Source organism: Marinilabilia rubra (genome assembly GCF_003121985.1).
GTDB lineage: Bacteria > Bacteroidota > Bacteroidia > Bacteroidales > Marinilabiliaceae > Marinilabilia > Marinilabilia rubra.
The window spans coordinates 47,994-60,867 of record NZ_QEWP01000022.1; the positions used below are offsets into that span (position 1 = coordinate 47,994).

The 12,874-nt window shown below is 41.1% G+C and carries 8 protein-coding genes; all 8 read left to right on the forward strand.

The genetic code is table 11. The features are described 5' to 3' along the window. Nucleotides 1-780: 780 nt before the first annotated feature. Nucleotides 781-1,239 (forward strand): response regulator, encoded by a 459-nt coding sequence (locus DDZ16_RS18345; RefSeq protein WP_109265940.1) that lies wholly within the window; start codon nt 781-783, stop codon nt 1,237-1,239. Continuing rightward, nucleotides 1,236-2,468, forward strand: coding sequence for a YaiO family outer membrane beta-barrel protein (locus DDZ16_RS18350; protein WP_109265941.1), 1,233 nt, complete (start codon nt 1,236-1,238; stop codon nt 2,466-2,468). Before DDZ16_RS18345 ends, DDZ16_RS18350 begins: the two co-directional genes overlap by 4 nt. A gap of 1 nt (nt 2,469) precedes the next feature. Beyond that, nucleotides 2,470-3,705 (forward strand): hypothetical protein, encoded by a 1,236-nt coding sequence (locus DDZ16_RS18355; protein WP_109265942.1) that lies wholly within the window; start codon nt 2,470-2,472, stop codon nt 3,703-3,705. A gap of 7 nt (nt 3,706-3,712) precedes the next feature. Next, nucleotides 3,713-5,176, forward strand: a complete 1,464-nt coding sequence (locus DDZ16_RS18360; protein WP_109265943.1) for a glycosyltransferase family 2 protein — start codon at nt 3,713-3,715, stop codon at nt 5,174-5,176. Nucleotides 5,177-5,280: 104 nt separating this feature from the next. Beyond that, the gene (locus DDZ16_RS18365; RefSeq protein ID WP_109265944.1) at nt 5,281-5,688 is read left to right on the forward strand and encodes a bacteriohemerythrin; all 408 of its coding nucleotides are present in this window, start codon (nt 5,281-5,283) and stop codon (nt 5,686-5,688) included. 113 nt (nt 5,689-5,801) lie between these two features. Continuing rightward, nucleotides 5,802-8,372 (forward strand): T9SS type A sorting domain-containing protein, encoded by a 2,571-nt coding sequence (locus DDZ16_RS18370; protein ID WP_109265945.1) that lies wholly within the window; start codon nt 5,802-5,804, stop codon nt 8,370-8,372. 489 nt (nt 8,373-8,861) lie between these two features. Next, nucleotides 8,862-10,514: an AMP-binding protein gene (locus tag DDZ16_RS18380; protein WP_109265947.1), complete on the forward strand. Its 1,653-nt coding sequence runs from the start codon at nt 8,862-8,864 to the stop codon at nt 10,512-10,514. Between the two features lie 371 nt (nt 10,515-10,885). Next, nucleotides 10,886-12,547 carry a SulP family inorganic anion transporter gene (locus DDZ16_RS18385; protein ID WP_109265948.1) on the forward strand — a complete coding sequence of 554 codons (1,662 nt, stop codon included), beginning with the start codon at nt 10,886-10,888 and terminating at the stop codon, nt 12,545-12,547. The last annotated feature ends 327 nt before the right edge of the window (nt 12,548-12,874 follow it).

Genomic DNA, 12,874 nt, shown 5'->3' on the forward strand with positions numbered 1-12,874 from the left:
ACGAAAAGATTTTGCAACCAACTCAAGATCACATAAATTTGGACTTTTGAGACACTTCCGGTTTGTTAAGGATGATTTAAGAGCGCAGAGAGCATTGGCTTTTTGCGCTTTTTTTCACTGGACGATTGAGTCATTATTGTTAGCGGAATTTATTCAGTTAGTCTTAAACAAAGGATGTCCTTTGCATTATGTTCCAACAAAAGCAAAGAAATACTCATGTAGTTGTTTTTTCCGCCGGAGACGGAAAAACTATGTGGTATTTGCAAGCTTGAGAAAGGTAATTCTCATCTCCCGGCTGGCTTTTGATATTTGTGACGCTTCCCTGCGAAAAAACCTGCCATCATAACTTTTTTGCAACAATCAAATTTGGATCAGGAAGAAGAAACAGAGCCCGAATTGTGATCAAAACAGGAAGAGTTATCTACTGCGGTAAAACCTAAATTGCCGGATTACTGGCCCGTATCTTCAGAAAATCAGTTGTTAATTGCATTACCTCAAAACTGTTACAGACCGGGTATTCCTGCATTACCGATGACATAGAGGGACACCGGCGGATTATGGAACCCGGACTTTATTTCGTATAACCTTAAGCCCGCTTTTTCGTAACATTTTTATTCTGATAAATAACTTCCGGTTGATAATCCGTCGGATCGGGCAGATTCTGTCTGAGCGACAGTATTATATCAATAATGTGGTTATGGGGTAAAATCCTTACAAATCAGAAATTTGTTTTTAGATGTTTCAATGTTATCAGTTCCAAAATGAACAAGTGAATTTGCCATGAACAGATCTTTTAAAATATTTATAATTTGCGAAGACGTGGTTTTGAATAACTTATTGAAAAAGTCATTAGACATATGGATGGAAGTTGCTTCTGTTCAGTTTTATACTTCTTTTTCAGAAGTCAAGGCAATTAATCCGGGTGAAAATTTGGACTGTATTGTTTTGGATGACATCATTACCGGATCCGCCAGCCATGAAATTGTGCACATATTGCGGCAGAAAAAAAAAATTAAATGCCCGGTTTATTATCTAAGCAATGCTGAATATGGGGAGGAAAAAAAAGCCTTGTACCAGGGGGCAAGTTATTTTTTTAAAAAACCATTTGACCCGCAGGAGTTAATGCGCCACATTGCTGGTAATACTAAAGCCCGGGCAACAATGAATGTGCCAAACAATGCCAGTCAGATTAAATCGATTGAAGAAGAACAGGGTAACTTATTAAGAGTTGAAAAATGATCAGAAAACTATTCTTGATTATTGCCATAAACAGCTTGTCGTTTGGCGTTTTTGGTCAGATAAATGTGGATTCTTTATTTAATCTGGCAACAGACCATGCGCAAGATCAGGAATATGGTGAAGCTCTGGCAGATGCGGAGAAAGCTCTTGAGGCTGACCCTGCAAGATTTGATGTTATGGTGTTCACGGCCAATGTATATGCGTGGAACGGGAATTATGACAAAGCCCTGGAGGTAATCGGCCGGGCCCGGGAAATAAATCCGGAGTACAGGGAATTATACGACAGTTGGCTCAATATTTTGCTCTGGAAGGGCGACTACGTTGCATTGCTTGATAAAGTTTCACTGGCTGTTGAGCACGATTACCCCGATAACAATAATCTGGCTTTAAAAACCATGCTGGCCTATAAGAGCCTTGGCAGATACTCTGAAGGCATTCAGTATGCAGAGAATAATACCATGTTAATGAATTCGGAAACCATTTGTGCCGTCTATAATGAGATGGTGATGCTGGACAGGCAGAATATTTTTTCTGCTTTTTATTCAGTGGATATTTTCGGAAATAATACTCCCGGGCCCTTTCATCTTGCTTATCTCGATTACGGATTTAAGATCGATCGTCACACTTTATTAGCCCGGTTCAATTATGCACATCGTTTTGGTTCATCTGATTTGCAGCTGGAAACGGATTACTATCATGTTTTTAATAACGGGCATTATTTGTATGCCAATTATGGAATTGGTATACAAAGCACGCTTTTTCCGGATCATCGGGCAGGTCTGGAGTATTATTTTCCCGTCCATAAACAGTTAGAAGCCAGTCTGGGAGGCCGTTACTTCTATGGCGACTCAAAAAGTGTTTTTATTGTAACCGGTCATGCTGGCCGGTATTTCCCCCGCTTTTGGTTAGCACTTAGGCCCTTTTATGTTTTTGGCGAAAACGGAAATGCATTAACTACCGTATTTAATATTCGCCATTTTCAGGATAATCCGGTTAATTATTGGGGGCTTGAACTTGCTTACGGCAATTCGCCCGATGAACGATATGCGGTGGATTCCTCATTTGAATTGCTCCGAATGGATACTTACCGGCTTAAAATTGAGAAGAATCTGCAGGTAGGGAAGGTCAACGAACTGAAATTATCTGCAGGGTATGCTTACGAAGAGTACATTGCAGATAAATACCGAAACAGAATTCTGTTTGAAGTAATTTTTAAACACCGATTATAGGATGAATTTACAACTCCGTTTATATTTCAAAAGAGGGATAAAAATTTTTCTCAGAACTCTGTTGGTTCTTTTAATAACAGGGATGGCTTATTTTTTCTATCAACCCGGGGTGAGAATATTCAATACCAACGTGGATAATCCTTTCTATGCCCGCGTGGCAAATCTTGAGCCGTGGTTATATTTGGTGGTATGTCTTATCGTCTTTTTTCTGTTTTTGTTTCTGTTTCTTTTTTTTCTCAGTTACTATTTTGACCTTAAGCGCAAAAGGGAGGCGAAATTGGTTTTAATCCATGAGAATTTCTTTTCCGAAAGGCTGTCAGAATATTTGCTTTGTGCCAAGTATGAGAATCTGGAGGAAAGAAAAGCCTTTGTCCGGACTATCGCTCCTTTTACACGAAAAACTTTTCAGATAGAGGTTCTGTTTAATACATATACCTTTATTCAGGAAACATTAGCCATTAATCTTAGTCACAAATTTATTATTCTGTTAAAAGATCTTCGATTGTATAACAGGCAGAAATCTTTTTTATACAGTAGCAGGATTTATAAGCGAATTATTGGCATGAAAATGCTTTCGTATTTGCGGATAGCGGATTTTAATAAGCGCATATTATACTATACCCACAGTCCTAATTATGCGCTTCGCACCGAAGCATTTGCTGCTCTTGTCAGGTTAATGGATAATACCGACCAACGGCTCTCCTTTATTGGCGAACACCATAGCTTATCGCTTTTGGAAATAAATGTTGTGGTTAATGCTGTTTTGAAAAATTTTAAGACGGACATTGACTATAAAAGCCTTTTAACTGCGACTCAGGTCTGTAAAAAAATTGTAGGGGCGCAGCTTATTAAACATCGGAAGTTAAATGAATACAGCCATCTTCTGTTTGAGGGACAAAACATCGGTACCCGTAATCTTTTGCTGAGGCAGTCGGTGTGGGATTCTTTCCTTGAATTAAGCGAGGAGTCCGAATTTGTTGATGTTATTTTAGAGCGTTTTGATGCTGAGGCTGAAGAAGTCAAAATATTGATATTGGAAAAGCTGTCAGAAGCGGAAAATCCCCGGTTTTTGGAGTTTTTAGGCGATATAGTTGAACGGCAACCCCTTTTGGTAAAAGTTGAGGCCCTTAAAACCTTGTTCAATAGTGATATAGTGCGGTTTATAACCTTTAAAGGTTCTACCGATATTGAATTGAAGAAGGCATTTAATGAAGTTTCTGACATAAATATAAACTAATCTGAAAATGGTTGTATTGACTCTGTTTTTTGAAGTTTTCAACAATGTATTTTTGTATTATGCAATGTTTCTCTTTGTATCGTACCTGCTTATTGCGGTGTTGTCAACTTCGGAATTGAAAGCATACATTGATAGAAACAAATACTTCAGGTACAAAACCATCCGGAGTTACAAGATCGTTCCTTCAGTTTCTATTATAGCACCTTCCTACAATGAGGAGGAAAGTATTGTTGAAAATATTCGAAGCTTGCTTTCGTTGCACTATCCCAAGGTTGAGGTGATTATTGTCAACGATGGAAGTAAGGACAACAGTCTGCAAAAAGTGATTGACAGTTATGAACTTGAAAATGTAGATTATGCTTTTAACGAAACCATTGAAACGGCTAAAGTACGAGGTGTTTACAAGTCTTTAAACAAAGCCTACTCCAACCTCATTTTTGTGGATAAAGAAAATGGTGGTAAGGCGGATGCTTTAAACGCCGGAATTAATATCTCGCGGTCCGATCTGTTTCTTGCCATTGATGTGGATTGTATCATTGAACCGGATGCAATTTTGCGAATGGTTAAGCCTTTTTTGGAAGAAGAGGGTAACAAAAGGGTCATTGCTTCCGGAGGTGTGATCCGGGTTGCCAATTCCTGCGATGTTAAAGACGGAAGAATCGTAAAGGTCAGGTATCCGAAAAATATATGGGCCAAATTTCAGGTTCTCGAATATTTCAGGGCTTTCACTCTGGGACGAATGGCATGGAGCAGGATTAACGGCTTGCTGATTATTTCAGGCGCTTTTGGGATGTTCGATAAAAAGTTGGCCATTGAGGCCGGTGGTTACGATACTTCCACTGTGGGCGAGGATCTCGAATTGGTGGTTCGCATGAGAAAATACATGCACCGCGTGAAAAAAGAAAAATATAAAATTGCTTTTATCCCCGATCCTTTGTGCTGGACAGAGGTGCCCTCAACAGTGAAGGTTTTAGCACGGCAAAGAAACAGGTGGACCAGGGGATCCATAGACACTGTGTTAAAGCACCGGGATATGTATCTCAACCCGAGGTATGGAAGAATCGGGATGGTGAGTTTTCCTTACTGGGTGCTATTTGAATGGTTTGCTCCGATATTGGAAACTTTGGGCATCATATATTTCATCGTTGCCCTGATTCTGGGAATGGTCGATTATCAAATTTTCTTTTTACTCCTGTTATTTGTGTTTTCCTTTTCACTAGCCTTCTCGTCGTTGGCAGTATTTTATGAAACTTACTTTTTTAACCGGTACAAGGGAGCAACGTTTCTTCTGAAAATAGTGCTTATCGCAATGGCTGAGATGATTATTTTCCATCCCATGAACGTATTTTTCTCGCTGAAAGGCAATTTTGATTACTTTTTCAGGAAAAACAAGAAAGGATGGGGAGTAATGACGCGAACCGGCTTTGGTGATAAACCGGCCGGGGAGAGTTCTGTGCAACCAAATGAATAAAGGTTTTTTGATTTTCAAAACACCTGCGGAGGCAGTTTTGTTATATTTGATCTTCGAAAACAAAAGGCTGTAATAACAAAAGGCGGCCTGATAAAAATAAAACTATGGCAAGTATCTGGAGCGATAATTTTTCATTAAACATTCCCGTGATTGACAACCAGCATCGAAAATTTTTTGAGATTTTTGAGAAAGTTTCTAAAGGATATGAAAACAAAACGTCCGAAGAGCTTGATGCCTTAATTGGTGAACTTGAAGAATATCTGGAATTTCATTTTGAAGAAGAAGAGAAACTTATGCGGGAGAGTGGCTATAAGTGGTATGAGGCTCATAAGAAGCAGCATACATTCTTTATAAGCCGCATCGAAGAAATGAGAAATGAGTTTGATTATCTGAATCCCATGTTGTTTAATAAAATCAGGGTTTTTATTAAAAAGTGGTTTGTTAGCCATATCCTGCATAAAGATTTTGATTATAAGGAGGATGTGGCAGGGATTGCTCCCGATGGAAATTAATTTTTTACTTAAGACACATTTCAACCTGAGTGTAATCAAAGTGTTGTGAGTAATTGATGAATGATGGTGTTTAATTCGCATTTTATATGCTCTGTTGATTAACAGTTCTAAATATGGCAAAGCTGGTTGTAACTATTTTCCTGACAATATTGACTCAAATTTCTGCCGTTTCAATTAAAGCAGAAAATCCCGTTCCGTTTTCCACCGATTCTTCGCATTTAACCATCTGGAATGGGAACGAATATGTTCCGTTTTTCCTGAAGGGGATGAACCTGGGGGTGGCTGTGCCAGGCACTTTCCCCGGGCAGCTTGCCGCTACTCGCGAACAGTATGCCCGTTGGTTTGAGGATATTAAAGAGGCGGGCTTCAACAGCATCCGGCTTTATACTTTGCATTACCCCCGGTTTTATGAAGTGTTGGATTCTTTTAATAACGCTAATCCGGAAAATCCTTTATTGTTTTTTCAGGGGGTCTGGTTAAATGAGTCCCCTCCCGGTTATGAGGAGGATTTGTTTTTTATGACTGACACCTTCAGGGTGGAAATTGAGGAAAATGTAGATTGTGTGCATGGAAACCGGCAGATAGGAGTCAGGCAGGGCAAGGCTTTCGGTCAATATCAACACGACGTTTCCCGGTGGTGCCTGGGATACATTATTGGACGTGAGGTACATCCGGGGGAGGTTATTACCACCAATGAGAGTCATCCGGGGGTGACGGAACATCAGGGAGAGCATTTCTCCATTACCAATGGTATTGCCTCTGAAGTCTGGTTTACCGAAAAGATGGATCACCTGGTGGGTTATGAACATCAGAAATATGGCACACAGCGACCCGTAAGTGTGTCCAGCTGGCCCACACTGGATCCGCTTTCTCATCCGGAAGAGGCGAATGACTATGAAGATTCTGCTTCTCTGGATTTTTCAAAAATTGAATTAGAAAATGCGCCTGCGGGCATGTTTATTAGTTATCATGCCTATCCGTATTACCCTGACTTCATCAGTTTGCAATCCGATTACCGCGAATACAACGATCAATACGGACCTAACAGCTACCGGGGCTATCTTAAAGAATTGAAATCTCACTATAAGCAATTTCCTGTCATCATAGCTGAATATGGTGTGCCGTCAAGCTGGGGCATTGCCCATTATGCTACTTCGGGAATGAATCATGGTGGCTTTGATGAGCAAAGTCAGGGCGATACTAATATCCGGATGCTGAAAACCATGGAGCAAACCGGATGTGGCGGGGGCATTCAGTTTGCCTGGATCGATGAGTGGTTTAAGCGCACCTGGATTACCGACCCGGTGGATTATGATCCTCAGAGCCGGATTTTATGGCACAACATTACAGCAGCTGAGCAAAACTACGGGTTGGTCAGTTATGAAAAAACAACAGACTTTACGTCTCTCAAGACTTTTGGTGAGACATCGGCCATTACTGAGATGAAAGCAGATGCCAATTACGCTTTCTTTGAACTGGAGATAGGGCTGAATGCCCCTCTGGACATTCCCGATGAGATGTGGGTGACTTTTGATACCTATGCCGAAGAACTGGGGGAGTTGCTATTGCCTAACGGTGAGGAAATCCCATCAAGAGCTGAGTTTTACCTGCACATCACCAATCATTCGGCCAATTTGTATGTCACCGAAGCTTATGACAGGTATGGCATCTGGCATGGCGTTGCCTCACCCGAACAGCAATTCCGATCTGTTCCTTCCGATGGTGCTCCCTGGTATATTGTGCGTTGGAAAAATAACTACAGCCATTCGGATGTTCAGTATATTGGAAGTTTGCAGCTCAATTACGATTTTCAAAATGTCTCATCCAAAGATGCTGTAACTCTCTCCGATGATAAGTTATCTGTTAAAATTCCATGGTCACTGCTGAATGTGGTGGCGCCAGACAAACGAAAGGTTCTGCACGACGACAGAAGTACTCCTGAGACTGAAGCGATGGTGTCCGATGGTTTCCGCCTGGCCGTTTATTATAAGGATCAGTGGTATGATACCGGTCAACGGTTTACATGGGATACCTGGAATACCATTGATCCGGAGACTTTAAATGTAACTAAAAAGATTTCATACCATGTAATGAAAGACCGGCTGCCGGAATTTAATACACCTGCAATTGCCGTTCGTGATAGTTTTGACTTTTCCTCGGAAACCTTTCCAGTGGTGTTGGATGCTGAAGAAGGAGTCTTGAAAAACGATTACGATATTGACGGAGACTTCAGGGTGGCAGTCATTAGTGAGCCTCCCGTCTATGGAGATGCCGAATTGCGAAGTGATGGCTCCCTGGTTTACCAGGCACAGGAGGGGTATAGTGGTGTCGATACGTTAAAATATTATCTTTTTGATGGTTACAGTTTATCCCGGCCCAATCTGGTGGTTATGGCGGTTTCAGGTGATGAGCCGGAGACTGAGGAGGAAGGCAGCAGAGGCACGGACCTCCTTAATGTTTATCCAAATCCCACTTCCGGCAAAGTTTATATAGATACAGCCGTCTTTTATGAAGAAATTCTTGTATTTGATTCCTCAGGTAGGTTGCTTGAAACGCATAAGTCCGCATCCGGGATTATTGATGTTGATTTGTCCCGTTACAAATCGGGGGTTTATTTGATTGTAGCCAAATGGGAGGATGAGTATATCTCCAGAAAAGTGATTTTCCATTCAGCAGATGACTAGTGTCAAGTCAAGTGTAGAATGTCGGGTAAGCCGCCGCTATTTTTCACCTTGTGCAAAACAACAAAAAAGTAAGCATAGCCGAAGCTACGTGAGTCTTTTTTTTGAGAAGCACAAGGTAGAAAGAGCAAGGCTTGGGCCGTCAGACTATGCTTGACTTGGCACTAGAGTCAAGGAAGATAAGGCCGCAGTGGGGATTTTTTTAAGTTGGCCAATCGGTTGACGACAAATTGTATGTTCTTTGCTATCACTTGAAAATCTTTCTTGTTCGTGCAAGATTTTATTCGTCTGGAAGATAGGGTCTTGGGTTTTGAGACCTTCCTGACCATACTTCCTGATTGTTCAATTTTTTGCGACAAAAGGCTGAATTTTGTCATAGGATTCATACTTTTGCGGGCATTTATCGCTGATCTAAACTTCACTAATCAAAGGCATGATGGTTGCCTGGTAATTATTTACGGAATTCTGGCCATTACACTTTAAGATTTTATTATGCAGTTATTTAAGAATTATTTGTCAAAACAGGAGTTTGACTCGCTGGAAGATTTTCAAAAGAATTTTAAAATAAATATTCCTGACAATTTCAATTTCGCTTACGATGTGGTGGACGAATATGCCCGCCTCGAACCTGATAAAATTGCTATTGTCTGGGTGGACGATGAAGGAAATCACCACGACTTTACTTACCGGGAGCTAAAGGAGAAAACCGATGCCACGGCATCTTGGCTGCAATCTGTAAATATTGGACGTGGCGATAAAGTCATGTTAATCCTAAAGCGCAGATATGAATTTTGGTTGATATGCCTGGCTTTGCATAAAGTTGGAGCAACTGCTATCCCTGCCACGCATCTGCTTACCTCCAAAGATATCATTTACAGGTGTAATGCAGCAGGTATAAAGTCCATAATATCTGTTGGGGAGGACAACGTGATTTCTCATGTGGAAGGTGCTATGGCCGAATGTCCGGATGTGGAAACATTGGTTTCTGTGGGCCCCGTATTTCCTGAAAATTGGCGGAATTATCAGAAGGAAATGAAACGGGCTCCTGAGTTTGTGAAACCCGAGCTGCCATCGGAAAACGACGACCTCCTGTTTCTATATTTCACATCAGGAACCACGGGCAATCCCAAAATGGTGGCCCATGATTATACCTATCCGCTGGCACACATTGTTACAGCCTCGTTCTGGCACAATGTGAAGGAGGATGGCCGTCACCTGACTGTCGCAGATACCGGTTGGGCCAAAGCTGTATGGGGAAAACTCTACGGACAAATGATGGCCGGATGCAGCGTATTTGTTTATGAGCACAAGAAATTCTCACCGGCTGATATGCTGGCTGTTATGGCTAAACATAAAGTGACCTCCTTTTGTGCGCCCCCCACAGTCTATCGCTTTTTGATCCGCGAAGATTTTTCACAATACGATCTTTCATCATTAAAATATTGTACAACAGCAGGTGAAGCACTAAATCCTGAAGTGTTCGAAACTTTTAGGAAGAATACCGGCATTAAGCTTATGGAAGCTTTCGGACAAACCGAAACTGCAGTTCAGCTGGCAACATTTCCATGGATGGAGCCAAAGCCCGGCTCTATGGGTATTCCCAGTCCTCTTTACAACATTGATTTGGTTAAGCCTGATGGTACAGTTTGCCAGGCAGGTGAAGAAGGTCAGATTGTTATATACACCGGTTCTCAGAAACCTTTGGGTCTGTTCAACGGGTATTACCGCGATGAAAAGCGCACACAGGAGATCTGGAATGATGGCGTATATTATACCGGCGATATTGCCTCACGCGATGAAGATGGCTATTACTGGTTTGTGGGACGGGTTGATGATGTCATTAAAAGTTCCGGCTATCGAATCGGTCCCTTTGAAGTTGAAAGTGCCGTAATGACTCATCCGGCCGTAATAGAGTGCGCCATAACAGGTGCACCCGATGAAATACGCGGCCAGGTGGTAAAGGCGTCAATTGTGCTGGCTCCCGGATATGAAGGAAGTGAAGAGCTTAAAAAGGAAATTCAGGAGGTGGTGAAAGAAAGTACTGCTCCTTACAAATACCCAAGAATCGTTGAATTTGTTTCCGAATTGCCAAAAACCATTAGCGGAAAGATACGACGTGTGGAAATAAGGGGTAATAAAAACTGAGATAATGAAATATTAAGCATCGTGCTTTACAATACTCCGTTATCCTGATGGATCGGGATTACAATAAATTCTTAATCAATTGGTTACAAGAGTATCCTCTTTTTCTGTTAATGTTCAGGATTTCAGCATGATACAAATCATCTTACATCTAATATCTAAAAATCTAACGATCTATTGGCTTTATTTCCATGCTTTTATTTTTCACCCATCCAGGACCATAACGAGCAAGTCTTAAGGGTAGGTTATAAAGCCCTGCAAGGGCATTATCAGAAAACGATGGGTGGCGGCCCTTCATTTCTGAAGAGCGAGGTAACTTACAGCCCTGCATGGGCATAATCGGTATTACTCCATTGTTTAAAAAACAATTTTGAATGAATAATATTTTTAAGCCAAAGTTTTTTACCCTTTTAAAATCAGGAATTGATAAGAATCAATTAAGAAGCGATGTATTATCAGGGATTGTGGTGGGCATTGTTGCTTTACCTTTGGCTATTGCATTTGCCGTTGCATCAGGGGTTTCACCCGAAAAAGGACTTATAACGGCCATTGTTGCAGGGTTTTTGATTTCTTTTCTGGGTGGCAGCAGAGTGCAGATAGGCGGGCCGACAGGTGCATTTGTGGTTGTAGTCTACTACATTGCCGAAAAATATGGCATTAACGGGCTTATGATCTCTACCATTTTAGCAGGCTTGTTTCTGGTTATTTTTGGTTTGCTTAAACTGGGGACTTTGTTGAAATATTTTCCGCATCCCCTGGTGGTTGGTTTTACGAGTGGTATTGCTTTGGTCATATTTTCAACTCAAATTAAAGATGCTTTTGGCCTTCCGATTGATAAAGTGCCTTCGGAGTTTTATGAAAAATGGATGGTCTATTTCTCAAATTTTTCAAGCATCAATTGGACCGCCATTACAATAACCGTTATTACCATTCTGATAACTGTTTTCTCAAAAAAGATAACATCTAAAATACCAGGTTCTTTTTTATCCATCATCATTCTTACCCCTATTGTTCAGATCTTTGAACTTAATGCCGCTACAATAGAGACCTTTTTCGGTTCAATTCCCAATAGCTTTAGTTTTAGTTTTCCGGAGTTTCGGTTTAGTGACTTACAAAATTATATTGGACCGGCCATGACAATTGCACTGCTGGGGGGCATCGAATCCCTTCTCTCAGCCGTTGTGTCCGATGGTATGATAAGCGGAAAGCACCGCTCCAATACAGAACTTATTGCCCAGGGAGTTGCCAATATCGTAACGCCATTCTTTGGAGGAATTCCTGCAACAGGTGCAATTGCGCGAACCGCAACAAATGTGAAAAACGGTGGAAGAACCCCCGTTTCCGGGATGGTGCATGCCATTACCTTACTCCTTATAATGTTGTTTTTAGGACGTTGGGCCAAACTAATCCCTATGTCCTGTTTGGCAGGAATACTAATTGTTGTGGCATATAATATGAGCGAATGGAGGTCTTTTGTCTCCATACTTAAGGGTTCGTATTTCGATAGTCTTATCTTACTGTCCACCTTTTTCATTACCGTATTTTTTGACTTAACCCTTGCCATTGAAGTTGGTGTGTTATTATCAGCAGTGCTTTTTATGAAACGGATGTCTGATATTAGCGAGAATAGGATAAAGGATGTTGTAGATGACGACTTGATAGAAAACTATTCCGATCTTCCTGAAGGCGTTAAAATTTATGAGATCAGCGGCCCCTTATTCTTTGCATCTGCCAGAAGGTACTCCGAAGCTATTGAAGAGATCGGGCTGACTTGTAATGTTTTGATATTAAGGATGCGCCATGTTTCATTTATCGATCAAACCGGCCTGCATAACCTGAAGGATGCCCTGAAGATATTACGGAACAGAAAAATTACGATTCTGCTATCAGGCGTCAATCCGGAAATCAAAAAGGAGATTAAGAAACATCAGTTAGCCGGATTGATTCCGGAGGATTTGATTTTTGATAATTTTGGCAGAGCCACGGAAAAGGCATGTGAGATTTTGGGTTGTACGGGTTCGCTAAAGAATGCCTGAGGGGGGTGATTTTGGTTGAGTTTAATTCCCGATAATCATTGAATGTAAAAAGGATAATGCCGCGGCCATTTTTAAGATTATCCATAATATTTTCCTGAAACATATGGAATTGGAGAATTCGCTGAAGATTTAGAAAATTAGGGAAAAGCTCACTTCAGCGCTGGATAATGTGAAGGGGCTGCTGAAAAAGTCAAAAGGGCAAAATTTAGAAGCCGCCCAATCGAAGGAGTATTGAAATACTTCGAGATTGGTGTGGTGATGGAAATTTTGTTTTTTTGATTAACAGTTTACTTATATACAAGAGTAAAGGAATACGGGTATGCTTTT

What these genes read in the sequence shown, in the direction of transcription:
- DDZ16_RS18345 (WP_109265940.1), top strand. Translation starts at nt 781, where the DNA reads ATGAACAGATCTTTTAAAATATTTATAATTTGCGAAGACGTGGTTTTG.
- DDZ16_RS18360 (WP_109265943.1), top strand. Translation starts at nt 3,713, where the DNA reads ATGGTTGTATTGACTCTGTTTTTTGAAGTTTTCAACAATGTATTTTTG.
- DDZ16_RS18355 (WP_109265942.1), top strand. Translation starts at nt 2,470, where the DNA reads ATGAATTTACAACTCCGTTTATATTTCAAAAGAGGGATAAAAATTTTT.
- DDZ16_RS18365 (WP_109265944.1), top strand. Translation starts at nt 5,281, where the DNA reads ATGGCAAGTATCTGGAGCGATAATTTTTCATTAAACATTCCCGTGATT.
- DDZ16_RS18370 (WP_109265945.1), top strand. Translation starts at nt 5,802, where the DNA reads ATGGCAAAGCTGGTTGTAACTATTTTCCTGACAATATTGACTCAAATT.
- DDZ16_RS18380 (WP_109265947.1), top strand. Translation starts at nt 8,862, where the DNA reads ATGCAGTTATTTAAGAATTATTTGTCAAAACAGGAGTTTGACTCGCTG.
- DDZ16_RS18350 (WP_109265941.1), top strand. Translation starts at nt 1,236, where the DNA reads ATGATCAGAAAACTATTCTTGATTATTGCCATAAACAGCTTGTCGTTT.
- DDZ16_RS18385 (WP_109265948.1), top strand. Translation starts at nt 10,886, where the DNA reads ATGAATAATATTTTTAAGCCAAAGTTTTTTACCCTTTTAAAATCAGGA.